The 23979-nt window shown below is 40.6% G+C and carries 32 protein-coding genes and 1 pseudogene; 7 read left to right on the top strand and 26 right to left on the bottom strand.

Annotated elements, in window-relative coordinates:
• Positions 1 to 541, bottom strand: a pseudogene (locus VB715_RS14430) (photosystem II D2 protein (photosystem q(a) protein)); the annotation flags it as partial.
• Positions 542 to 948: 407 nt separating this feature from the next.
• Between VB715_RS14430 and VB715_RS14425 the strand changes: the two are divergent.
• Positions 949 to 1560 carry a Uma2 family endonuclease gene (locus tag VB715_RS14425; protein ID WP_323301911.1) on the top strand — a complete coding sequence of 204 codons (612 nt, stop codon included), beginning with the start codon at positions 949 to 951 and terminating at the stop codon, positions 1558 to 1560.
• 26 nt (positions 1561 to 1586) lie between these two features.
• On the opposite strand, the gene VB715_RS14420 is transcribed toward VB715_RS14425, so the two are convergent.
• The 5 genes from VB715_RS14420 to VB715_RS14400 form a co-directional block, all read right to left on the bottom strand.
• Positions 1587 to 2348: a Coq4 family protein gene (locus VB715_RS14420; protein WP_323301910.1), complete on the bottom strand. Its 762-nt coding sequence runs from the start codon at positions 2346 to 2348 to the stop codon at positions 1587 to 1589.
• A gap of 98 nt (positions 2349 to 2446) precedes the next feature.
• Positions 2447 to 3214, bottom strand: coding sequence for an energy-coupling factor ABC transporter ATP-binding protein (locus tag VB715_RS14415; RefSeq protein WP_323301909.1), 768 nt, complete (start codon positions 3212 to 3214; stop codon positions 2447 to 2449).
• A gap of 38 nt (positions 3215 to 3252) precedes the next feature.
• Entirely contained in the window at positions 3253 to 4035 is a 783-nt protein-coding gene (locus VB715_RS14410; protein ID WP_323301908.1) for an ABC transporter permease, read from the bottom strand.
• Positions 4036 to 4038: 3 nt separating this feature from the next.
• Positions 4039 to 4755 (bottom strand): hypothetical protein, encoded by a 717-nt coding sequence (locus VB715_RS14405; RefSeq protein WP_416336937.1) that lies wholly within the window; start codon positions 4753 to 4755, stop codon positions 4039 to 4041.
• Between the two features lie 62 nt (positions 4756 to 4817).
• Complete coding sequence (locus VB715_RS14400) at positions 4818 to 6101, bottom strand: DnaJ domain-containing protein (RefSeq protein ID WP_323301907.1); 1284 nt, start codon at positions 6099 to 6101, stop codon at positions 4818 to 4820.
• Positions 6102 to 6205: 104 nt separating this feature from the next.
• On the opposite strand from VB715_RS14400, the gene VB715_RS14395 reads away from it, so the two are divergent.
• From VB715_RS14395 to VB715_RS14370, 6 genes are all read left to right on the top strand, one after another.
• On the top strand, positions 6206 to 6604 hold the full coding sequence (locus VB715_RS14395; protein ID WP_323301906.1) for a hypothetical protein: 399 nt from the start codon (positions 6206 to 6208) through the stop codon (positions 6602 to 6604).
• Between the two features lie 35 nt (positions 6605 to 6639).
• Complete coding sequence (locus tag VB715_RS14390; protein WP_416336938.1) at positions 6640 to 7677, top strand: YgfZ/GcvT domain-containing protein; 1038 nt, start codon at positions 6640 to 6642, stop codon at positions 7675 to 7677.
• 150 nt (positions 7678 to 7827) lie between these two features.
• Positions 7828 to 9657: a vWA domain-containing protein gene (locus VB715_RS14385; RefSeq protein WP_323301904.1), complete on the top strand. Its 1830-nt coding sequence runs from the start codon at positions 7828 to 7830 to the stop codon at positions 9655 to 9657.
• Positions 9658 to 9802: 145 nt separating this feature from the next.
• On the top strand, positions 9803 to 10780 hold the full coding sequence (locus VB715_RS14380; protein WP_323301903.1) for an SDR family oxidoreductase: 978 nt from the start codon (positions 9803 to 9805) through the stop codon (positions 10778 to 10780).
• Between the two features lie 27 nt (positions 10781 to 10807).
• A complete protein-coding gene (locus tag VB715_RS14375; protein ID WP_323301902.1) occupies positions 10808 to 11725 on the top strand; it encodes an NAD(+) kinase in 918 nt (305 codons plus the stop codon).
• 251 nt (positions 11726 to 11976) lie between these two features.
• A complete protein-coding gene (locus VB715_RS14370) occupies positions 11977 to 12132 on the top strand; it encodes a HepT-like ribonuclease domain-containing protein (protein WP_323301901.1) in 156 nt (51 codons plus the stop codon).
• A gap of 113 nt (positions 12133 to 12245) precedes the next feature.
• Here the strand turns inward: VB715_RS14370 and VB715_RS14365 are convergent, their stop codons facing one another.
• From VB715_RS14365 to rplE, 20 genes are all read right to left on the bottom strand, one after another.
• Positions 12246 to 12608 carry a VOC family protein gene (locus VB715_RS14365; protein ID WP_323301900.1) on the bottom strand — a complete coding sequence of 121 codons (363 nt, stop codon included), beginning with the start codon at positions 12606 to 12608 and terminating at the stop codon, positions 12246 to 12248.
• A 32-nt stretch (positions 12609 to 12640) separates the two neighbouring features.
• A complete protein-coding gene (gene prfA, locus VB715_RS14360; protein WP_323301899.1) occupies positions 12641 to 13753 on the bottom strand; it encodes a peptide chain release factor 1 in 1113 nt (370 codons plus the stop codon).
• Positions 13754 to 13861: 108 nt separating this feature from the next.
• A complete protein-coding gene (gene rpmE / locus VB715_RS14355) occupies positions 13862 to 14116 on the bottom strand; it encodes a 50S ribosomal protein L31 (RefSeq protein WP_323301898.1) in 255 nt (84 codons plus the stop codon).
• A 47-nt stretch (positions 14117 to 14163) separates the two neighbouring features.
• Positions 14164 to 14577, bottom strand: coding sequence for a 30S ribosomal protein S9 (gene rpsI, locus VB715_RS14350; RefSeq protein ID WP_323301897.1), 414 nt, complete (start codon positions 14575 to 14577; stop codon positions 14164 to 14166).
• Positions 14577 to 15032 (bottom strand): 50S ribosomal protein L13, encoded by a 456-nt coding sequence (gene rplM / locus VB715_RS14345; RefSeq protein WP_323301896.1) that lies wholly within the window; start codon positions 15030 to 15032, stop codon positions 14577 to 14579. Before rplM ends, rpsI begins: the two co-directional genes overlap by 1 nt.
• A 58-nt stretch (positions 15033 to 15090) precedes the next feature.
• Positions 15091 to 15960: a tRNA pseudouridine(38-40) synthase TruA gene (truA, locus tag VB715_RS14340; RefSeq protein ID WP_323301895.1), complete on the bottom strand. Its 870-nt coding sequence runs from the start codon at positions 15958 to 15960 to the stop codon at positions 15091 to 15093.
• 33 nt (positions 15961 to 15993) lie between these two features.
• Positions 15994 to 16344: a 50S ribosomal protein L17 gene (gene rplQ / locus VB715_RS14335; protein ID WP_323301894.1), complete on the bottom strand. Its 351-nt coding sequence runs from the start codon at positions 16342 to 16344 to the stop codon at positions 15994 to 15996.
• Between the two features lie 56 nt (positions 16345 to 16400).
• Complete coding sequence (locus VB715_RS14330) at positions 16401 to 17345, bottom strand: DNA-directed RNA polymerase subunit alpha (protein ID WP_323301893.1); 945 nt, start codon at positions 17343 to 17345, stop codon at positions 16401 to 16403.
• A gap of 101 nt (positions 17346 to 17446) precedes the next feature.
• Positions 17447 to 17839 carry a 30S ribosomal protein S11 gene (rpsK, locus tag VB715_RS14325; protein ID WP_323289747.1) on the bottom strand — a complete coding sequence of 131 codons (393 nt, stop codon included), beginning with the start codon at positions 17837 to 17839 and terminating at the stop codon, positions 17447 to 17449.
• A 48-nt stretch (positions 17840 to 17887) separates the two neighbouring features.
• Positions 17888 to 18271: a 30S ribosomal protein S13 gene (gene rpsM, locus VB715_RS14320; protein WP_323301892.1), complete on the bottom strand. Its 384-nt coding sequence runs from the start codon at positions 18269 to 18271 to the stop codon at positions 17888 to 17890.
• 63 nt (positions 18272 to 18334) lie between these two features.
• Positions 18335 to 18448 carry a 50S ribosomal protein L36 gene (gene rpmJ, locus VB715_RS14315; RefSeq protein ID WP_323289745.1) on the bottom strand — a complete coding sequence of 38 codons (114 nt, stop codon included), beginning with the start codon at positions 18446 to 18448 and terminating at the stop codon, positions 18335 to 18337.
• A 115-nt stretch (positions 18449 to 18563) separates the two neighbouring features.
• Entirely contained in the window at positions 18564 to 18791 is a 228-nt protein-coding gene (gene infA, locus VB715_RS14310; RefSeq protein ID WP_323289744.1) for a translation initiation factor IF-1, read from the bottom strand.
• A 158-nt stretch (positions 18792 to 18949) separates the two neighbouring features.
• Positions 18950 to 19510, bottom strand: a complete 561-nt coding sequence (locus VB715_RS14305; RefSeq protein WP_323301891.1) for an adenylate kinase — start codon at positions 19508 to 19510, stop codon at positions 18950 to 18952.
• Positions 19511 to 19581: 71 nt separating this feature from the next.
• Positions 19582 to 20898 (bottom strand): preprotein translocase subunit SecY, encoded by a 1317-nt coding sequence (secY, locus tag VB715_RS14300; RefSeq protein WP_323301890.1) that lies wholly within the window; start codon positions 20896 to 20898, stop codon positions 19582 to 19584.
• 47 nt (positions 20899 to 20945) lie between these two features.
• On the bottom strand, positions 20946 to 21404 hold the full coding sequence (gene rplO / locus VB715_RS14295) for a 50S ribosomal protein L15 (protein ID WP_323301889.1): 459 nt from the start codon (positions 21402 to 21404) through the stop codon (positions 20946 to 20948).
• Between the two features lie 57 nt (positions 21405 to 21461).
• Complete coding sequence (gene rpsE, locus VB715_RS14290) at positions 21462 to 21983, bottom strand: 30S ribosomal protein S5 (protein WP_323301888.1); 522 nt, start codon at positions 21981 to 21983, stop codon at positions 21462 to 21464.
• Between the two features lie 39 nt (positions 21984 to 22022).
• Positions 22023 to 22385: a 50S ribosomal protein L18 gene (gene rplR, locus VB715_RS14285; RefSeq protein WP_323301887.1), complete on the bottom strand. Its 363-nt coding sequence runs from the start codon at positions 22383 to 22385 to the stop codon at positions 22023 to 22025.
• Positions 22386 to 22387: 2 nt separating this feature from the next.
• Complete coding sequence (rplF, locus tag VB715_RS14280; RefSeq protein ID WP_323301886.1) at positions 22388 to 22927, bottom strand: 50S ribosomal protein L6; 540 nt, start codon at positions 22925 to 22927, stop codon at positions 22388 to 22390.
• 55 nt (positions 22928 to 22982) lie between these two features.
• A complete protein-coding gene (gene rpsH, locus VB715_RS14275) occupies positions 22983 to 23384 on the bottom strand; it encodes a 30S ribosomal protein S8 (protein WP_323301885.1) in 402 nt (133 codons plus the stop codon).
• A gap of 38 nt (positions 23385 to 23422) precedes the next feature.
• Positions 23423 to 23968, bottom strand: a complete 546-nt coding sequence (gene rplE / locus VB715_RS14270) for a 50S ribosomal protein L5 (protein WP_323301884.1) — start codon at positions 23966 to 23968, stop codon at positions 23423 to 23425.
• Positions 23969 to 23979 lie beyond the last annotated feature (11 nt).

The raw sequence follows: 23979 nt of genomic DNA, 5'->3' as shown, positions 1-23979 counted from the left end.
TGAAACGGAAAATTCCGGCTACCCCAAAACTGGGAGCAAAGAACCAGCTAGACTGTCCCAAGGGGTACATCAGGAAAACGCTGACGAATACCGCAATGGGGCCAGAAAAGGCAATAGCGTTATAAGGGCGAATGCCGACTAAACGGGAAATTTCAAACTGACGTAACATGAAGCCAATCAGTCCAAAAGCACCGTGTAGGGCGACAAAGGGCCAAAGTCCGCCAATTTGACACCAGCGAGTGAAGTCTCCTTGTGCTTCGGGGCCCCATAAAAAGAGAATGGAGTGGCCGAAAGCATTAGCGGGAGAAGACACGGCAACGGTGAGAAAGTTACAACCTTCTAGGTAGGAACTCGCTAAACCGTGGGTGTACCAGGACGTGACAAAGGTGGTTCCGGTTAACCAACCTCCTAAAGCTAGGTAAGCACAGGGAAACAATAGTAACCCAGACCAACCTACGAATACGAAGCGATCGCGCTTTAACCAGTCATCGAGGACATCAAACCATCCCCGCTCTGGGGCGCGTCCGACTGCAATAGTCATAGAATCCAATCCTCTTGCTTAACTGAAATCGATGGCAAGATTTCTTAACGTTATTGTTATCTAGTTTAGGTCATCTCGTCCCATTTTCTTTCTAGAGAAAGCCTTGAAGTTTGACTGAGTAGGCTTTTTTTGCGAAAGATGTTAGAGCTTGAGACTAACTAGGGACTTAGTTGGCAGATCATTAACATTTCTTAAACTAGCACAATCTCGCTCCAATCCCTGATCAAGTCTGGGAGGTTAGGAGGTGCTTGTGTTTAGCCGTCCCTAGACTATTATTAGCAAAAAATTTACAATTTGACATATCTCGTCTCATAATTTCCTGAATCACTGTCGGCGTTTAGCCTCAAAAACCACGGTTCCCTAGTCGAAAAACTATAATTTGAGTAATCCCAAAGCGATCTATAAATATGACTTCTGTATTACTAAATGATTCTTTCCCCCTTCAACTAGAAAAAGACGATAGCGAAGAAAAATTCATCACCTCTGGGGTAACTTGGCAAGTCTACGAGTCATTTCTAACATCTTTAGGTAATCATTCCAGTTATCGTGTCGCTTATCTGTCAAAAACCTTAGAAATTATGTCTCCCAGTCGCAGTCACGAGTTAGATAAAAAAGCGATCGCTAGATTGTTAGAAGCTTATTTAGAAGAAAAACGCATTCGTTTTTGGGGGTTGGGTTCGACGACTCTTAAGCGTGAAGACAAACAAGCGGGGAAAGAACCAGATGAATGTTATTGTATCGCTACAGACAAAGACATTCCTGATTTGGCGATTGAAGTTGTTTATACAAGCGGTGGCATTGATACTCTAGAAATTTATCGGCGTTTGGGTGTCCTAGAAGTATGGTTTTGGCAAGATCGACAGTTTAGGATTTACTGCCTACAAGATGATAGTTACCAGCAAACATCTCAAAGTCAATTATTACCTAATCTCGATCTAAGTTTACTGGCACAATATGTAATTATTGATGACCCCTTACAAGCCATTACCCAGTGGCGCAAACAAATTGAAGTTAATTGATGTTTGTTTAGCAGTAATGACTGAGGTTAAGATATGGCTGCTTTGAGTTGGGGATGGCTATACCAACTAAAGGGGCCATCAACAAATGGTTTAATATTTAGTTCTTCTCGCCATTCATCTAAAGGACGTTCAAAACCTTCTTCCCACTTAACGGGAAATAAGGGTTTAGCTTCCTGTCCCATTTTAATGCCAGCTGAAAGTAGCTCAAATTTATAAGCGAGAGTTTTTCCTTTTTCAGTAAGTTCAAGCTCCTCACTATACAGTTTATCACTGGTAAAAAATGTCATCAATAATCCCAAGAGATCCAATAATAAAAATGTGGGATAACGAGTTTGAGCAACCGTTACAGAAATGACACCTAATTCCCCTAAATTATCTAAACTAAAACCTGTAATCATATGATGAATATCATGGGTTTTGCGAATACGAGAAGCAATATAGTCAATGTCTTCTTCTAAACTGGGACGTAGGCGATAAAATTGAGGATCATGGCCTAATGTACTCATTACCTTCCCATAAGTCCATCCTAAAGAACCTTTAGGCATTTTTAACATATTTTCAATGTCATAAGTTGGCCCAATATACTTTTCTTCAAGCATTTTAGCTGAAGCCGGATCTTGTTTAATTGCTTGGAGACATAATTGCATCTGATGACTATCTCTTAGCTTATCGCCTATGTCCCAAACATTATTAACATTTTGACTTACACCTGCTGCTAAGTCCACAAATTCCAAAAACTTTTGTAAATTTTCTGGTGACGCTATTTCATTTATATATTTATAACTCATTTAGCTCTCCTTGGCGGGAAATACATTAATATCCATAATAGCTGCTTAGGAACATTATATGAATTATAATCGCGTTAACGTTACCATAAAACCTAAATTTAGAAGGGTTTATCCCTTAAATCACAATAGGGGCGACTGTAGCTTAGGGGGGGTTCTAAGGCGTGTTCTTCTAAGAATTTAGCATCTCTCATCACTTCTTCGGTTTTGCCATCGAAAACCACTTGTCCTTGGCTTAAAATAATCGTGCGATCGCATAATTCCCAAGCTAAGTCTAGATCATGAGTGGCAATTAATTGGGTTAAAGATAAGCTATGGAGTAAATTAATTAGTTGGCGACGGGAACGGGGATCGAGTTGGGCCGAGGGTTCATCTAATACTAAAACCTGGGGCTGCATGGCTAAAACTCCGGCGATCGCTACCCGTTTTTTTTCTCCTCCTGAGAGGTTATCTGGGTTACGATGTCCGTAAGTTTGGGGGTCAATATTAACGGCTTCCATGGCTGTTTTTACTCTTATTTGAAGTTCGTTTCCCTTTACCCCTCTATTCATGGGGCCAAAAGCAACATCTTCCCAAACGGTGGGCATAAATAATTGATTATCAGGGTTCTGAAAAACTAAACCAACAAAGTTACGAATTTCGGTTAAATTTTGCTGATTAATTTTCCATTTTCCCACCATAATTTCTCCTATTTGGGGTAAAAAAATTCCGTTAAGATGGAGTTGTAAGGTCGATTTTCCTGAGCCGTTAGCTCCAATCAACGCGACTTTTTCATTAGCTCTAATGGCTAAATTTATCTGATCCAGGGATAAAGTTCCATCGGGGTAAGCATGGCTAAGATTTTGAATTAATACAGGGTTATGGTGCATTTTACAATTCCAAAAATCAATTTTTAACAGTTAGATAGTTAACTAGATGCACTGGTATAAAAACGGAGGGCAAATTGCCAAAAATAGTGAGAAATTGTTAACAAAAGAACGGCTAAAAGCCCTGAACTAAGTAACCAAGAAAATTGGGTTTTTCCCAACAATGTTTCTGCGGGAACAGTGGTTAAAAAAGTTACAGGAATGACAAAGGTAAAGAAAAATCGATAAGCAGTTGGATAAGCAGCAATGGGAAATCTTCCTGCCTCTAATAATCCTTTGAGGACTTCAGTTACATTGTAGATCTTAACAAACCAGATACTGGTAGATCCTAACATAAACCAGATGCTATATAAGCTAATAATAGCAAAGCCTATTGTCAGACTACTTAATAAATAATTATAGCTAGGTATTCCGAGTTGATAACCAGCATAATTAATAATTATTATTCCAAAAATAAAATCAGGAAATCCCCAAGGAGAAAGGGTTCTCAACGATAACCAATATTGACTACTAATGGGTTTTAGCAAAATAAAATCAAGGGTTCCTTGTTGAACTTGTTCCACAATACGATTCAAATTGGGTACTAATAAAGTGGATGAAATTCCTTGTAAAAGGGTAAATATTCCTAAGACAATTAGAGATTCTTGCCAACTCCACCCTTGAAATGTATAGCCTGTCCTATAAAATAAAAACAAGCTAAAAATACTGCCAATTAAATTGGCTAAACTGCTTAAGACGGCAATTAAAAAGTTTAAACGATACTCTAATTCTGCGCTAATTGACGTACTCCAGAATAACTGTAGAATCTTTAAATACTTTACCATAATTTAGGGCATCCATTCCACTAAAATACTAAATTGACTGTCTTTTTTAACCCGTGAATTTTGTTTTTCTATTTCGGTAGCGAGACGAATATTTTTAGTTATTGCATAACCAAAAGAAAGGTTTGTTATTCCTACTTCATTGTCATCACCTGGAGACATAAAGGTTTGAGAAACTGAGAAATCAGATGCTCCTGTGCGAGATAAAGGAAAGATAATTTTAGCCCCAACATTAACCCCATCTTCATCATAATTATTGGTTCTAATAGAACGATATCCCACAATAGGTGTAGCATTAATATAACTTCCTAATGGTAATATATAATAGTTTAAATTAACCCCACCAGCTTCTCTATCTTCATCATCATTAAAAGAGGTTTCATAGTCTCCACTAAGGGTTAAATTAGTTTGACCAATAAAAATATCTTCTACCCGAACATTGATACCTCCTCGATGATGGGAAGAAGGAAATTCAGCATATCCAATACCAATACGAGTGCGAAAACTGGGATCATTTTGAATTTCTTCTGAGACGTTAGGTACAGTTTTTAACCATCGCTGTAATACGGGACTCTCATTGATAATTTCTGGGGATAAATCTAGCTGATTTTCTGTTACAATTGGCTCACTATTAACAGGAGCAGCTAGTGGCAAGATTAGGGATAGACTTAGACTTGATAGGGACAAAAGCTTAGCTTGAAAAATTTTTATTGAATCAAACATTATTAGACGAAGGAAAGCTAGTAACTTTGACATTATATCTCAACTTTTTCGCTTTTGTTTATCTAAATCAATATTCCCAGAATTATTCCTACTACAATCAACATAATTGATGACCAAAAAGCGGCCATTTTCTCAGAAAAGTTATAGACTTGTAAACAGCCATTATATAATATCAAAAGAGTATAGCATCCTGTGAATATTAGAGCGATAGTTTTGATAAAATAAAATTCATGAATTAACAGATGCTCCAAGATTAGGAAACCCATAAAAGGTAATAAAGAGACTCCTGAAAAAAACACACTTGAGACAAAATAAAAAAAATTTCGATACATTAACTGAGCAATCAAGCTAATAATTAGCAAAGCCAAAAAAGGAGATATCCCTAAAACAAATAAGTAAATGTCAGAGGATTGATTAAATAAAATTTTACTCTGATTAAAATAGAAATCATGAAGAGAGATGATGTTAAAAACAATACCATAAAATATACCATAAATCAATCTTTGTATTGATTGTAATTTTGCTAAACAAGATAAAAAATTTCCCCCTGGATCAATAACAATCATAATTCCTGTGCTTAAAAATAATTGACAAATATTAATAAGAGGATAATCCCAAATTCGCCATAATTGATTGAAGTGATTATTTAAGGAATTCAGTCTATTTTTACCTAATTCTACTCCCTTTAAATCTTCTTGTATTTTAAACAAATTAATGGCTTTTTTGATATCTGATATTGCCTTCTTTTGCTCCTTTAATTCTTCATAAGCAAAACTGCGATAATAATAAGATTTAGCTGAAGTATTTTGAATATTAATACTTTGGGTATAGGCTTCAATTGCCCCTGGTAAATAGCCTAACTTATGACGAGAACGCCCTTGATAATAATAGGCCTCAAAGCATCGAGAATCTAATCTTAAAATAGTCTGACTATCTTCTAAAGATTTTTGATACAGATCGAGATAAAAATAGACTTCACAACGTTTAATATAAGCCTCTAAAAAATCAGGTTTTAACTGAATTGCTTGATCATAATCACTAAGAGCAGATACATAGTTTTTTGCCAAAGTTTTCTTAACACCGCGAAGATAAATATCTTGAACAGATAATGATTTTGATTGATTATTAGTTTGAAATTTATCAGGATTTTGAAAACTATTTTTTTGATTGATCAGAATTTTATAAGCTTCAGAAATTTCTTTGAATTTTTCTTCACAAAAAGGATCATTTGGATGGAGATCAGGATGATATTGACGGGCCAAACGACGAAAAGCGATTTTAATTTCCTCTGAAGTCGCCTGAGAAGAAACTTGAAGAATTTTGTAATAATCTTTTGCTTTTGACATTCACTTTAGGTAGAATATACAGGGAACCCAAAATTATCTCAACTTAATTTCAATCATACTTCTGTTTGTTAACCTTGTCCAAGGGGTGTTGATCTCCTAAATTGATGAAGCCTACTTTCAAAAATACCCTTGATTGGGAACAAGCTCAACTCCTGATGCAACCAGCTTTTATCCGTGTCTTAGACAATTTAAGACAGCAATTAGAAAAATCAACCTGGGAAGGAACTTATCATGAAGTTCAAAGTCCTTATCCTGGTTATCAACTTCTATTAACTTATCAAGAACATTCTGTAAAAATAGATATCTGGGATATCTGTTTCCAAGTATGTTTCCTTGATTATGAATCTTCTCTAGATCAGGAAGAGCAATCATTAAAAATCAAGGAAAATGTACAAATAGATACAAACTTAATTAAAGAATCAGGAGAAGTTAGTTGGGAGAAACTAGAGGCAAAAACCAAATCTCTAATTAATGACATATTTGAAAATTTACCAGTGATTTAATCGATTAAATGAGTGATAACATGATACAAGATTTAATGAGTTTTCAACTCAATTCTGGTGCAGTTTTTGACCAAAATAGAGAAAAAATTGACAGCTTTGGTAATGATGACCAAGCTTTAAAATATCTTCAAGATACGGTGCTTATTTGCGATCGCAGTCATTGGGGAGTTTTACAATTAAAAGGAGCAGATCGTCAGCGTTTTTTGCATAACCAAACCACGAATAATATTAATATCCTGAAATCAGGGCAAAGTTGTAATACAGTTTTCGTTAATTCTACGGGACGAACCCTAGATTTAGCAACAGCTTATATTACAGAAGATAGTATTGTCTTGTTAGTTTCTCCTAACCGTCGTCAGTTTTTAATAGAGTGGATGGATCGCTATCTTTTCCCAATGGATAAGGTAGAAATAACGGATATTTCTTCTGACAATATTGTGTTGACTTTGATCGGTGATGGCAGTGATTTAATTTTACAAAAATGGGGAATTAATGATATTGTTAATTTATCTGAAGGCGATCATACCTTAGTTACTATAGAAAATGATACATTCAGAATTGCTGTCGGGACTGGGTTAGGAATTACAGGTTATACTTTAATTATTCCTGTAGAGTCAGCGTTAACCGTTTGGCAAAAATTAATAGAATTAGGATCAATACCAGTCGGTAATAATGTTTGGGAAAAACTCAGAATTAAGCAAGGAAGGCCCTATCCCGATCAGGAATTAACAGAAGATTATAACCCCTTGGAAGTAGGGTTATGGCAAGCTATTTCCTTTGATAAAGGTTGTTATATTGGACAGGAAACTATTGCCAGATTAAACACTTATAAAGGGGTTAAACAACGCCTCTGGGGAGTTAAATTAAGTCAATTAGTAGAACCAGGAACCCCCGTTATGCTTGATGATAACAAGGTAGGAATTTTAACCAGTTGTACCGAAATAGAACAAGAAGCTTTTGGCTTAACTTATGTTAAAACTAAGGCAGGTGGTGAAGGATTAAATATTACCATTGGACTAGCAACAGGAGAATTAATTGCTCTACCATTTTTAAGCCATGAATACTATAGCTAATCTTAAGTAAAATAGTCATTTTGCCTGTCACAAGCTAGAAGCTGATTATGGCTTGTGACAGAATTTATGATAAGTTTTAGGTTGTTTGTGGGAAGAATAAATAAAAGAGCATCTGACTGATAACTAGACTAATTTTGGAGTCGATTATCCATGAAAGTACACTATACTTTAAGCCAATCTTTAATTCCCCTACAAACTGAGACTAATATTGATTTAATTGTTAGTTTTGGGACTTCTCAAACGAATAATAACCCATCTCGTCGTCCTCTGAATATAAGTCTAGTTTTGGATCGTTCTGGTTCCATGGCTGGTTATCCTCTCAGTTATGCTATCCAAGCTGCACAAAAGTTAGTAGAATATCTTACCCCTGATGATATCCTCTCAGTGGTCATTTATGATGATGTTCCCGAAATAATTTTACCTCCCCAACCAGTCATAAATAGAGCATCTATTAAACAGCAACTCCGAAAAATTTCAGCTAGAGGTTGTACTAATTTAAGTGGGGGTTGGTTAATGGGATGTGATCAAGTGAAAACTCATGTATCTTCCCAACAACTAAATCGAGTTTTATTACTAACTGATGGTTTGGCCAATGTGGGAGAAAAAAGACCAAATATTCTGACAAAAACAGCAGAAGAAAAAGCCAAACAGGGAATTATTACCACAACATTAGGATTTGGCAGTAGCTTTAATGAAGACTTATTAATATCCATGGCCAATGCAGGAGGAGGAAACTTTTATTTTATTCAATCTCCTGATGAAGCTGCCGATGTTTTTGCGATTGAAATGGAAAGTTTAGTCTCGGTTGCTGCCCAAAATTTAACCGTTACTCTAAAAGAGGAAAATAACACTAAAGTTGTTGATATTTTAAACAGTTATCGTCAGGATAAAAAAGATAGTAATTTATCGCTTTTCTTGGGAGATGTCTATCAATTTGAACCGAAACCTCTAGCAATTTCTCTCTCTATTCCCCCACAGTTTCAGCCAGGGAATTATGACATTTTAACTTTAGCTTGTCGCTATGAAACTGTGATTAATGACAGTTTGCAGCAATGTCAAGAAGAGGTGAGGATTTCCATTAAAGTAGGAGATCAAGAAGAAAGTCAAAATATTGCAACTGATCCTCAAATTTTGGGAAAAACCAGTCAGTTAAGGATTGCTAAAATTAAGGATAATGCAATTGCTTTAGCTGATCAAGGTAATTATCAAGAAGCAGCCGAAAACTTGCGAAAATTTGCTGATAATTTAAAGCAAAAAGCTTTAGCAGAATTTTTTGAAATAGCAGAAGAAATTAGTCAGCTTGAATATTATGCAGAAACCTTAGAAAATCGACGATATAGTCAAGGAATTCGCAAAGAAATGCGCGATCAATCCTATCAAAGTCTTAGTCGTAATCGCAGTGATTTAAAATTGCGCGGGGTTACATCGGGATCTGCTGAACAATTAGAGGCTATTTCTGATGCTAAAGAAGGGGTTATTGTCAAATGTGAACGGATTGAAGGAAAGTTAAGAATTCGGGTTATTTCTGAAGGATATGATCAGACTTTAAATGTTCAATTTCCTCGCAGTATTCGTGCCGAGGGAGTAAATTATGTTGTTGAAAATATTGTACTTTCTGCTAATGGGACTTTTTATCGGACTTCAGGAAAAATTCAACGGTTGGTGAAACCAGGAGAAGAAAAAAAAGCGAGTCAAACAACTGCTAAAAATCAGGATCTTAAAGCCGTTAAATCTTCTCTGACATTAGCTGATTTAGAGGAAACAGATACAGTTGGTAATGGGATATTAATTCAATGTGTAAAAGATGGTAAAAAATTAAGAGCCAGGGTCGTATCAGATGGCTATAATCCTGATTATAATATTCGTTTTCCTCGTAATATTCGTCAAGAAGGTATTCTTTTTCTGGTTGACGGTATTAAAGAGACATCTCAAGGCGGTTCATATATCGCTCTAGGTAAAGTGCGCCGTTTTATTCAATAAGTTTCCTTTTAATGAGCCAGGACTGAAATAGGGGTAACTCATGAATTATTGTTATTTCAGTCCTCACACCTAAAGTTGATCGCAATTGTGTAACTTTCTGTTAATATCTTAGAGAAACGTTAAGAAACATTACAAATCTATATAAATGAAGTTATTGATCGTTGGCGCAACAGGAACCCTAGGGCGGCAAATAGCACGTCATGCCCTAGATAAAGGTCATCAAGTCCGTTGTTTAGTCAGAAATGCCAGAAAAGCCGCTTTTTTAAAAGAATGGGGCGCAGAATTGGTTATTGGGGATCTCTGTAAACCTCAAACTTTACCGCCAGCCTTAGAAGGAATGGAGGCGATTATTGATGCCGCCGCCGCCCGGCCAACGGACACCCTTTCCATGAAACAAGTAGACTGGGAAGGGAAAGTTAACTTGATTCAAGCTGCCCAAAAAATAGGGGTTAACCGTTATATTTTCTTCTCCATTCTCAATGCTGAGAAATATCCTGAAGTGCCTTTAATGAACATTAAACACTGTACAGAGAAGTTTTTAGTTGCATCAGGGTTAAATTATACGATTTTGCGTCCTTGTGGCTTTATGCAGGGCTTAATCGGTCAATATGCTGTCCCGACCTTAGATAACCAGGCAGTTTGGATTACAGGAGAAAGTAGTCCCATTGCCTACATGGATACCCAAGATGCTGCTAAATTGACTATTCGCGTCTTAGAAGTTCCCGAAACCCAAAAACAGACCTATCCCCTGGTGGGGACTAAAGCTTGGACAGCAGAAGAAATTATTCAGTTATGTGAGAAATTATCGGACAAAACCGCTAAAATTGCCCGTGTCCCCTTGGGACTGTTACGATTTTTACGGGGCTTTACCCGTTTCTTCCAATGGACGTATAATATTTCTGATCGCCTAGCGTTTGCAGAAGTTTTAGCCAGTGGCAAATCATTAAACGCCTCAATGGATGAATTTTATCAGACCCTAGGCCTTGATCCTAAAGAGACGACTACCTTAGAATCCTATTTACAAGAGTATTTTAGTCGTATTCTTAAAAAGCTCAAAGAAATCGATTACGAAAAGAGTAAATCGAAAAAGAAGAAGAAAACCCCCTTTAAATCTTCTGTTTGAGTTAACGCTGACACAGGATAGCTCATTGTGCCAAAAATAGGCATTATTTTTAACGATCTCAAACCCGTTGCTTGTCAAGTTGCCACAGACTTACAGGCACAACTGACAGCTAAAGGCTGGAATGTTATTTTAGAGACTGGCCGAGGTGGACTCCTCGGTTATTCTCAACCCGAACGTCCCGTCTGTCATACTCGTATAGAGAATTTAATCCCTCCCCATTTTGATGAGAATATGGCCTTTGCCATAGTTTTAGGGGGAGATGGTACTGTTTTGTCTGCTTTTCGACAAGTGGCCCCCCGTGGTATTCCCTTATTAACGATTAATACGGGACACATGGGCTTTTTGACGGAAATTTATCTTAATCAGTTATCGGAAGCCTTAGAACAGTTGTTAAGGGGAGACTACGAGATAGAAGAACGTACCATGTTGACGGTACAACTACTTAGGGAAGATACCTTACTGTGGGAAGCCTTATCTTTGAATGAAATGGTCATTCATCGGGAACCTTTGACCAGTATGTGTCATTTTGAGATTAAAATCGGCAGACACGCCCCTGTGGATATTGCTGCTGATGGGATTATTTTATCGACTCCTACGGGTTCTACAGCCTATTCTCTCAGTGCTGGTGGCCCGGTAGTGACCCCAGATGTGCCAGTGTTTCAGTTAGCCCCTATCTGTCCCCATTCTTTGGCTTCTCGTTCTTTGGTATTTTCTGACAAGGAAGCCGTTAGTATTTTTCCCGCGACTCCTAATCGCATGGTTTTGGTGGTTGATGGCAATGGGGGATGCTATGTCTTACCAGAAGATAGAATTAATGTAGAAAAATCTCGTTATTTGGCCCGATTTATTCGCTTAGAATCTCCTGAATTTTTCCGTATTTTAAGGGAAAAATTGGGATGGGGATTGCCTCATATTGCTAAACCTACTTCTGTGGAATTACCTTGATTAAGGTTTATTTTTTAGCTAGTTTTGGTGAAAATCTGTCTAAAAATCAAAAGAACGCCTTAAAGCCCCTAGGTTGTCTTAGGTCTATACATTCTGGTGATCGCCTCAATAATAACTGAAAATTATATGAACTAAGATTCATATAAACGAGAACGGTAAATAATTAAGATAAAATAAGTATTAATCAAGTAAAAAATTAATCTAGTTTCTAATCGTCATTAAATAGAAGCAATGTTTAATATAAAAAGGGGATGCGAGATAAAATTCTTCATGAGTATTCAGAGGTTGATTTAGGTGTTCTTTGCAATACGTCTCAAGAAAATATCCCTGATTTAATTGTCAAAATGCAAACTGTTATTAATCAACAACAAAGTTTTGTTTTAAAGGAATTTCTAACAGTGATCTGAAAAGAATCCCCCGTTGCAGCGAGGCTTAACGGGGGGAGTATGTCAAGAATGACAGTATATTATTATTTTATTTTCAGGCTTCAAAAAGTTGTGATGTTATTAGGTTTAATTCTCTATACCTGATTAATTTCTATCACATTCCCATCAAAATCTTTAGTAAAACAAGCAGCCCTTCCCGACTGACTCATTTGCACCGGATGACCATGACTTTGTAACCGTCCAATCAGTTCATTTAGGTTATCCGTTCCCAAAGCAAAATGAGGATTACGCCCCCATTTCTCCCCATTAGCTAAACTTATTTGTAAACCAGGATGAACCATTAAATGAATTTGATACTCGCCAATTTGATACCAAATACCCGGATATTTCAAGGAGCGATCAACCTTTTCTAACCCTAAAATCTTGCCATAAAATTTCTCTGCTTTCTCCAAATCAGAAATCAGAATTGCTGTGTGCAGACAGTTTGTAATTTTCATAGCTGATCACCCTTTCCTAACAATAATTAGCCCTAAATAAGCGCGTCTGCCGTTTCAGGAGAAGACGCTAACTCAGCTAAACGTTCCTGTTGATCTTGAGAAATACAAGATTCAATAATATGGTCAATATTCCCCTCCAACGCCCCAGCTAAGCTGAAATTTTGGCCCAGACGATGATCCGTGATGCGATTATCCTTATAGTTATAAGTCCGAATTTTCTCCGATCTTGATCCCGTTCCCACCTGCGATCGCCGCATAGAACTAACCGCTTCCTGTTGTTCCCGTAACTTCAGGTCATACAACTTCGCCCGTAAAATTTGCATAGCCCGTTCGCGGTTTTGCAGTTGCGATCGCTCCTCCGTACAAAAAATCCGAATTCCCGTCGGTTTATGCATCAAATCAACTGCCGTTTCCACCTTGTTAACATTTTGCCCCCCAGCCCCACCAGAACGGGCGGTACTCATGTCAATATCCTTCGGATCGATCTGAATTTCCACCTCATCAACTTCAGGCATAATCGCCACCGTAGCCGTTGAAGTGTGAACCCGTCCCCCCGCTTCTGTCACCGGAACCCGTTGCACCCGATGAACCCCTGCTTCAAATTTCAGCTTACTATAAACCCGTTCTCCCGTAATTTCGAGGATCGCCTCTTTAAAGCCCCCCATATCCGCCAAAGACTCACTCACTAGCTTAACCGTCCATTTTTGAGACTCAGCATAACGAGAATACATTCTCACTAAATCTCCCGCCCAAATACTCGCTTCATCTCCTCCCGTTCCTGCGCGAATTTCTAACATAATATTCTTATCATCATTAGGATCACGGGGCAGTAACAAAACTTTTAACTGAACTTCCAACTGTTCTAATTTTTCTTCTAATTCTGTTACTTCCAAAGAGGCCATTTCCCGCATTTCCATGTCTCCCCCGGCATCTTTAAGAATTTGTTTGGCCCCCGCTAATTCTTCCTGGGTAATCTGCCAAGTTTCATAGGTATTAACCGTTTCTTCTAAAGAAGATCTGGCCTTAGCCACCCGATGTAACTCATCTGGGTTAGTAGCAATATCAGGATCGGCTAACCGACGGGTTAATTCATTATAAGTTTGTTCAACAGATTGTAATTTTTCTAATAGATAAGATTCAGCCATAATATTTCTCAACCTTCATGCTTATACTTCAACAGTAGCCTAATTTTTTAGTTTAGATAAACCGAACCCAGCAGAGTTTCTGCTGGGTTACTTAACTTAACTTGACCGCTATTCTCCCTTGGCATCTGATTTTTTGTCTTGTTTTTTGCCTCCCTTGCCAATCATCGCATAACGTTTTTGGAAGCGATCCACCCGTCCCTCAGTATCAATAATTTTCTGAGTTCCGGTATAAAAAGGGTGATTGCCTGACCACACTTCAACGTTGATTTGTGGCTTAGTTGAGCCAACAGTCATCACTACTTCGCCATTACAAATGACTTTAGCTTCGGGATACCAAGTGGGATGAATTTCAGGTTTTGCCATAATTTAATGTCTCCTAACTAAACAAATCAAGGCCAAAATAAATCCAATTATCGTTTGGAATATTGGGGAGCTTTACGGGCTTTATGTAAGCCGTATTTTTTCCGTTCCTTAGCGCGAGGATCACGAGTTAAATATCCTTCTGCTTTCAAGGGTTGACGATTTTCGGGGGCCAGTTCACATAAAGCTCTAGCCACTCCCAGTTTAACTGCATCTGCTTGACCCGTTAAACCACCGCCATGAGCATTGACCAGGATATCATAGTCATTTTCTAAGCCCAAGGTTTCTAAAGGAGCTTTAATCCCTTGGAGATACTTGGCAATTTGGTTAAAGTAGATGTTACCTGGCTTCTTATTAACGGTAATTTCTCCACTCCCAGGCACTAAACGAACTCTGGCGATCGCCGATTTACGACGACCCGTTCCCCAATAAACGACTTTATCTTTACTGTCGGTTGCTTGCATTATTTATCTCCGTTAGGAATTGTATTGAGAATTAAGGTTTCAGGTTGTTGAGCTTGATGAGGATGATTAGGCCCTGCGTAGACTTTTAACTTGGTAAACAGTTGGCGACCCAAAGAATTTTTAGGCAACATTCCCTTAATTGCTTGTTCAATAATTCTCTCAGGAATTCGGGCCTGCAATTTCTCAAAAGTCTCAACTTTCATCCCCCCTGGTCTACCAGAGTGACGACGATAGAGCTTTTGGCTGCTTTTTTTGCCAGTAACAGCGATTTTTTCCGCATTAACCACAATTACGAAATCCCCCGTATCCATATGAGGGGTAAAATTGGGTTTATTTTTGCCCCGTAAAATCTGAGCAACTTCCGAGGCGAGTCTTCCTAAACGCTGATCCTCTGCGTCTACTATGTACCATTTGTGGTCAAGACTCTCTAGTGAGGGGTTAATTGTTTTGTTCATGGGTTATTGTGATTGATAAGGTAATCAATTGGGTTATCGGCTGAGTTGAGGCCTGGCCTTAACAACCAACAGAATAGGGACTTTGCTGATGCTCCAAAACTTGATTAAACAGAAACAAAGGCTGAGTATCAAACCAAATTTGTGGAGGTAAAGGAAAATCGGCATAACCGACCCTTAATAAACATAATCCCTTGGCTGGCGCGGCATATTTTACCTGGTGTCTCTGTTGGTTTTGCCAGATCTCGGTAAAATTCCCTACAGATCGTTTTCCGCTTCCCACTTCTACTAACATTCCCACCAACAATCGTACCATTCCATACAAAAAGCCATTGGCTTGAATTTCTAGATGAATAAAAGCCCCCCGCCGATAACATTGGGCAGCTTGCACTTCAACCCAGACATGATGCCGTTTTGACCCTGAACGACAGAAAGCTCCTAGCTGGTGCTTTCCGATTAGGGGATTTAAGGCTTCTTGCATCAAAGAGGTTTCCAGTGGATGGTGATAATAGTGCCAACAAAACGGCTGGATAAACAAATTCGGCCGTTTGTCATTGTAGAAGGTATAGCGATAACGTCGCCATTGAGCCGAGAATCTCGCGTGCCAAGTAGGAGGAACTTCTGCTGACCCCCGAATCAAAATGTCTTCGGGTAAGCGTGAGTTTAAAATATTAGCCCACCGAGCCGGAGGAATGGAACTGACATAATCAAAATGAGCTACTTGGGCCGCTGCATGAACTCCCGTATCAGTTCGTCCCGCACCATGGATGGCCACGGGATAATCCAGAACTTGAGCAATGCTGTTTTCGATCTCTTCTTGAACGGTTCGGTGATTAGTTTGCCTCTGCCAACCATGAAAACGAGTTCCCAGGTACTGAATGACCAGGGCAACCCGTTTTGAGGTTGAAGTTTGTTGTCCCACACTTATCATTGGTTTCCCGTAACACCGTGATCGTTCAAAAGATTAAACCAGTTCAATGATCGCCATTTCGGCATTGTCCCCACGACGGCGCAGGGTACGAACGACACGGGTATAGCCTCCGTTACGACTGCCATACCGTTCTTCGGCAGAAGCAAACAAGGCATGAACCAATTGTTTGTCATAGAGATAACCCAAGGCTCGTCGTCTAGCGGCTAAGGAGCCATCTTTGGCTAAGGTAATCATTCTATCCACTTCTGAGCGCACTGCCTTCGCACGGGTTTTAGTGGTGGTAATCTGACCATGACGGATTAACTCGGTGGCGAGCGATCGCAATAAGGCTTTCCGTTGGTCAGCGGGTTTTCCCAGTAATGGGACGCGACACTGATGGCGCATGGTGTTTGTTTTTCCTCCCTAGGATGATTTCATCGGTGATCAATCATGGACTCAATTTAAGCCTTAGCTTTTTCTTGGGGTAGGGTAATCCCTAACCGTTTTTGTAAGGCTTCAATCACTTCTTCAGCAGATTTTTGCCCAAAGTTTTTGATTTCCAAAAGATCTTCTTGGCTATAATCTAATAAGTCAGCAACTGTATTGATTTGCGCTCGTTTCAAACAGTTATAAGCCCGCACTGATAATTGTAATTCTTCAATGGGAATCTGACTTTGAGGATTGTCATCATCTTGATAATCAGGGGGACTTGTTTCCAACTGATTAAGATCTTTGAGGGGGTTGAACAGATCGACGATGATGTCCGCCGCTTCCGAAAGAGCTTCTTTCGGATTAAAGCTACCATTTGTCCAAATTTCTAAGAGTAAGCGATCTTTGGCTTCCCCCTCTTCTGATCTGATGTTGTCAACACTGTAATTGACCTTCGTCACTGGCATAAAGACTGCATCAATTTGTAAGAAATCGAGGGAAGTGCTTTCCTCTTTTCCTCGTTGGATCGCCTCATAGCCTGTTCCTCTTTCAACTCGGAACTCCATCTCAAGCTTAGCCCCTTCTGTCAAAGTGGCCACGTATTGAGTGGGGTCGATCACTTCCACTTCCGAAGGTAGATCAAATTGTGCCGCCGTCACGGTAGCCGGCCCAGTGACCACGAGACGACCAATCTGAGGTTGCTCGGCGTAACTTTTGAGGACGATTTCTTTCATGTTGAGCATGATTTCTAACACATCCTCCCTCACACCAGGGATCGTGGCGAATTCGTGGTTGACTCCGGCAATCCGCACGGCAGTAACGGCTGTCCCGACTAAATTAGCCAATAATACCCGTCTCAGCGCGTTACCAACGGTTGTCCCTTGACCCCTGTTCAATGGTTCTAGGACAAATTTACTATATTGACTCTGATTTTTTTGAGTCTTAGATTCTATACACTCAATCTGAAATTGCGCCACGATCGTGACCTCCCTTCATTGTCAAATGCCTCCGAGACACGAAATTCCGTGTCTGTATTAACGCCAAATATTCATAGTGGTTGAAGATGGGTAACTGCTGGCTAAACTCGGCGTCGTTTCGGAGGACGACAACCGTTGTGAGGAATTGGGGTAACATCTCGAATTAAGGTAATTTCTAATCCGGCTCCTTGAAGGGCGCGGATGGCTGTTTCCCGACCGGCTCCTGGCCCACTTACCATTACTTCGATTTGCCGCATTCCTTGGTCAATTGCTCGACGACCCGCAGAATCTGCTGCCGTTTGTGCCGCAAAGGGGGTTCCCTTTTTCGCCCCTTTAAATCCACTTGAACCTGCTGAAGCCCAAGAGATCACATCGCCTTTACCATCAGAAATGGTGACGATGGTATTGTTAAAAGTTGACTGGATGTGAGCAACGCCATTGGGAACATTTTTCTTTTGTTTCTTTGCGCCGCTTTTTTTGGTTGGTCGCGCCATAATTTTTCGCTGAAATTTCTGTGTAACTCAATAGCCAATAAATACCGATTATTTCTTCGCTGGGGCTTTTTTCTTCCCGGCAACGGTTACTCGTCTACCGCGACGAGTTCTTGCGTTGGTTCGAGTTCGCTGTCCCCTGACAGGAAGCCCTTGACGATGACGACGACCTCGGTAAGTGCCAATGTCTACCAATCGCTTGATGTTCATTGCTTCCCAACGTCTCAAATCTCCTTCGATTTGATAGTTAGTTTCGACATAGGCCCGTAAGGTCGCTACGTCTTCATCCGTTAAGTCTCTGACACGGGTGTCAGGATTGACTCCGGTTTCTGCTAGAATTTCTTGAGATCGTGATAAACCAATACCATACAGATAAGTTAGCCCGATTTCGACACGCTTATCTCTGGGCAGGTCTACGCCAGATATCCTCGCCACGTTTTCTCTACCTCTACAATGTTTGTGTTTGCCTTATGTTGACTGTGTGAGGGCAGTAAACCCCTAACCTTGACGTTGTTTGTGTTTCGGGTTAGAACAAAGTACCATTACCCGCCCCCGCCGCCGAATAACACGACACTTTTCACACATTTTTTTGACTGATGCTCTAACTTTCATGGATTTTTCTACAGCAGGACTGCAAGCTTATTATTATAGCAAAAATTGCTTTTTAAGTCAGCTAATATAGTAATTTCAGTAATTGGGTTGAGGAATTTATGACTTCCCTTGCCCTTTACTTTTTACCTTTCAGCCGATAGGTAATTCTGCCTTTGGTCAGATCGTAAGGAGTCAATTCGACTTTTACTCGATCGCCTGGTAGAATTTTGATGTAGTTACGGCGGATCTTACCGGAAATATGGGCCAAAACGTTAAACCCATTGTCAAGATCCACCCGAAACATCGCGTTAGGAAGAGATTCCGTCACCGTTCCTTCCATTTCAATCAAATCTTGTTTTGCCACAATTTAATGCCTCAAATAGTATACTTAGGAAAGCCTTGACTGAATTTAATTGTTGAACTTTTCTTTTACCTTAAAGAAAGGTCAGGGTCAACTTTCCCTTACATATCTTAGCAAACCTCCTTGTTACCCTTGTTTTTTCGCCGAATTTAACCCAACCCCTAGGCAACTACTTCTTTTAAGGTAGCAGTCACTTCTTGGGGCTGACGATTACCATCAACAGAATAAAGTCGTTCCTGTTGACGATAATAATCAAGCACAGGTTGAGTTTGTTCTCGGTAAACTTCTAAACGACGACGAATGGTATCTTCGTTATCATCCTTTCGCCCTCGTAACAACAGGCGTTCAATCAGCACCGCATCTGGAACATCTAAATTGATTGCCTGTTCCGAAAATTGAGGCAACTCATCAAGCAGTTGCTCTAAAAACTTGGCTTGGGGAACATTACGGGGAAACCCATCTAAAATCCAACCTGTTTGAGCATCATCCTGACTTAATCGTTCCTTGATCAAGCCTAATAATAACTCATCCGGTACCAGTTCCCCTTTATCCACATAACTTTGGGCTTGATGTCCGAGGGGAGTTTGTTGGGCGATCGCTTCTCTTAACATTTCCCCCGTTGAAATATGGGGAATCTGTAATTGTTCAGATAGCAGTTGCGCTTGGGTTCCCTTTCCCGAACCAGGTGGCCCTAAAAAAATTAATCCCTTCCCTTTCGTCATAGTTTTATCAGTGTTTTTTAGCTCTCATCAAAACATGGGTGAAGGAACCCGAAAGTTCCTTCACCCATGTTTTACTGTTTAATCATGCCCTCATAGCGTTGAGAGATGACATAGGTTTGAATTTGTTTAGCGGTATCAATAGCAACCCCCACTAAAATGAGCAGAGAAGTCGCCCCTAACCCTCTGAAGGTTGTTACCCCTGTGGCTCCCTCTACCACCGTGGGAACCGTGGCCACAAAGCTTAAAAAGATTGCTCCCAAGAAGGTAAGACGATTCAATACCCCTTCTAAATATTCTTTTGTTTTTTCTCCTGGCCGAATGCCAGGAATACTGGCTCCCATTTTCTTCAGATTCTTAGAAACATCTTCAGGATTAACAATCAGGGAAGCATAAAAGTAGCTAAAAAACAGAATTAAAAGGGAATATACCCCAACATAAACCCAGGTTCCCGGACGCAAGGCATTGGCCACTTGTACCAAAACCTGACTCACTGCCCCTTGATTGCCAAAAAATCCTGCCAAGGATTGCGGTAAAATCAAAACCGCTGAGGCAAAAATAATAGGCATGACCCCCCCTTGATTCAGTCTTAGGGGTAAATAACTGGTTCTTTCCCGATAGAGTTTGCGCCCTACCTGACGACGGGCTGAAATAATGGGGATACGTCTGGTTCCTTCTTGAACAAAGACAATGCCCACAATCATAATTAAAAAGACCAGTAACAGGATAACAACTTGAGCGACGGCTCCTCGTCCCCCTGTTTGGGCATAATCGATAGTTTGTCCTAAAGTTCTGGGTAAACTCGCTACAATATTGACAAAAATCAATAAAGAAGCCCCATTCCCAATCCCCCGTTCCGTAATTAACTCGGATACCCACATCACAAACATGGAACCCGCCGTTAAAGCGAGAACGGTTTCTGGTACAAACCAAAAACTATCCACCAGGGCATATTGTTTCAGTAAACCAACGGTAATGGCTGTACTTTGAATAATGGCCCAACCCAAAGCAACATAACGGGTAAATTGGGAAATTTTTCGCCGTCCGGCTTCCCCTTCATTTTTCTGTAAATCTTCCAGGGAAGGAATCGCTGCAGTTAACAACTGCATAATAATGGAGGCATTAATATAGGGAAGAATGCCCAAAGCAAAAATCCCTAGGGTAGAAATCCCACCCCCAGTAAAGATATCTAAAAATCCCAACACAGGACTATTACTAATCGCCGCCACAAATTTGACCCGATCAATACCTGGAATGGGAATAAAAATACCAAAGCGAATTAAAATTAATAAACCAATGGTAATTAACAGCCGACCCCGAAGACCGGCTGCTTGAGCCATTTGTAAGAATGTCTCTTGTGCTGTAGGCGTTTTATCTCGACTGACAACCATTAATGGCAACCTCAGTTATCAAATGATTACTTATTAATTTTGACATTTTACTCGGAAGCCGTTGACAAGTCTTGACATTTACCCCCTGCACTTTCAATTTTGGCTTTGGCACTTTTAGTAAAAGCCGCCGCTGTAACCGTTAAAGTAACAGTTAACTCGCCGTCTCCCAAGATTTTGAGGGGGCCATCATTAGTGGTAATTAATCCAGCCTTCATCAAACTTTCTAAGGTTACTGCCGAGTTAGAAGGCAAGGAATTCAATTTACCAACGTTAATAATGGTGTAGCACTTCTGATTAACGAGGGGAAAATGTTTTAATTTGGGAACACGGCGATAGAGGGGCATTTGTCCCCCTTCAAATCCCGCTTTAGTTCCTGTACCTGAACGGGATTTTTGTCCCCGCATTCCAAACCCACCGCTGGCCCCTTGTCCCGCAGAAATACCCCGTCCAATGCGACGACGGCGTTTAGTGGAACCAGGTTTTGGGGTAATGTCATGAATTCTCATAATTCTTTTTTTGGCTTGAACAACGCTAAAATTGAACCATCAAAAACGGTTCTGGGTTTATGTATAAAGATGCTCTAAAGGAATCCCTCTTTCTTCAGCAACTTCAGAAAAAGTTCGCAGGCCTTCGAGGGCATCAATGACGGCTCTGGCATTATTCAGAGGATTATTTGATCCCAGTTGTTTCGCCAGAATATTCTTAATCCCTGCCAATTCTAAAACCGTCCGTACGGCTCCCCCAGCAATTACCCCAGTACCAGGCGCAGCAGGGCGTACAATGACTTTAGCTCCACCGGAAATGCCTTTGGCTAGGTGAGTAATAGAACTCGATTTAGTCAAAGAGACATCAATTAGTTGTTTTTTTCCATCAGCGACCCCTTTACGGACAGCCCCGATGACATCTCCGGCCTTACCAACGCCAACGCCAACTTGGCCATTTTCATTACCGACAACCACAATGGCCCGGAAGCTTAATTTTTTACCCCCTTTAACCACTTTGCTGACACGGCGAATTTGAATGACTCGCTCTTGCCAGTTTGTTTCTTTTGCCTTCGCTCGGCTAGTTTTACGACTTTTTGCCATAGTTATTACCACTGTCAGTGAAAATATTAATCCTTTGCTTTAAAACTGTAATCCTGCTTCACGGGCTGCTTCAGCTAAGGCTTTCACTCGACCATGGTAGAGATTACCGCCGCGATCAAAAACGACTTGTTCAATGCCTTTGGCCAGAAGCCGTTCGGCGACTAATTTACCCACAGCCGATGAAGCTTCACAGGTAGACCCTGATGAGACAGTCGTTTTCAGATCGGCTTCCAGGGTAGAAGCGGCAGCTAAGGTATGTTGCGCCACATCATCAATCACTTGAGCATAGATATGATGATTGGAACGAAAAACAGCTAAACGAGGACAATCTGGCGTGCCAGTAACTTTTTTGCGAACGCGCCGATGGCGACGTTTTACAGATTCTCTGCGTGTGATTTTCATGATTATTTCTTACCTGTCTTACCCGCTTTACGTCTGACCATTTCACCCAAATAGCGAATGCCTTTGCCTTTATAAACTTCTGGGGGGCGAACGGCTCGAATTTGAGCAGCAATGTTACCGACAATTTCTTTGTCAATGCCGGTCACAATTACTAGGGTATTGTTTTCAACGGCCACCTGAATACCTTTGGGCATAGTCATCTCAACGGGTTTACTATAACCAACGTTGAGGGTGAGTTTAGTCCCTTGAGCTTGGGCCCGGTAGCCCACCCCTTGGATACTGAGACGTTTTTCAAAGCCTTGAGAAACCCCGTCAACCATATTGGCCACTAGGGTACGACAAAGACCATGACGTTCGCGGGCGGTTCGTGATTCGTCTTGTCGCTCGACGAGGAGAGTTTCACCGTCTTGAGTCACATTCACTTTACCTGGCAGGTCAAGTTCTAGGGAGCCTTTTGGCCCTGTGACGGAAATATGTTGCCCTTTAATGTCAACGGTGACTTTTTTAGGAAGTGAAATTGGGCGTTTACCAATACGAGACATAGGTCAGTTATGAGTTATCAGTTATCAGTTATCCAGTCAACGATTCACTGAAAGACTACCAAACGTAGCAGAGAACTTCACCACCGAGGTTTTGACGGCGTGCTTCTCGATCAGTCATGATTCCTTTCGAGGTGGAGATAATGGCGATGCCAATGCCACCAAGGACACGGGGTAAGTCTTTGCGATTGGAGTAAACTCGCAAGCCAGGCTTACTAACCCGTTGCAGGGTATTAATAATTGGCTGACGGCTTCTGGCTTTGTATTTTAGGGAGATAACGAGATATTTTTGTACTCCCTCTCCTGTTTCTTCAAAGCTGTCGATAAATCCCTCTTCTTTGAGGACTTGGGCGATACTCCGAGTCATTCTGGTGGTGGGAACTTGAGTCGTGGGATGACGTACCGCACAAGCGTTGCGGATACGAGTGAGCATATCTGAGATAGTGTCGTTAGGTGCCATTATTGCTGATGAGTTTCTCCTGTAAGGGTTAGGATTGACTAGGTACGGAAGGGCATTCCCATTTCTTTGAGCAAAGCACGCCCTTCTTCATCAGTCTGGGCCGTGGTGATGATCGAGACATCCATTCCTCGAATTTGATCGATGGTGTCGTAATCAATTTCTGGGAAAATGAGTTGTTCGCGGATGCCGAGACTGTAGTTACCTCGTCCATCAAAGCTTTTGGCACTAATGCCGCGAAAGTCCCGAATCCGTGGCAAGGCTATATTGATCAAACGATCTAAAAAAGCATACATTCGTTCCGAGCGCAATGTTACCATTACCCCAACGGGCATTCCTTCCCGGATTTTAAAGCCCGCGATCGCTTTTTTGGCTCTGGTGACAACGGGTTTTTGTCCAGTAATGGTGGCGAGTTCGCTAATGGAGGACTCTAAGGCCTTGGCGTTTTGCGAGGCTTCTCCGAGTCCTCGGTTAACCGTAATTTTGACGACTTTGGGAACTTGGTGAATGTTGCTGTAGCTAAACTGCTCTTGAAGTTTAGGAATGATCGTCTCTTGATAAAAGGTTTTTAGTCGGGTTTGGGCCATTGTATTTCTGT

The sequence above is a fragment of the Crocosphaera sp. UHCC 0190 genome, from assembly GCF_034932065.1.
In the GTDB taxonomy this organism is placed as follows: Bacteria; Cyanobacteriota; Cyanobacteriia; order Cyanobacteriales; family Microcystaceae; genus UHCC-0190.
The sequence above is the reverse complement of the archived record's forward strand: the minus strand, read 5'-3'. Positions and strand labels throughout refer to the sequence as shown.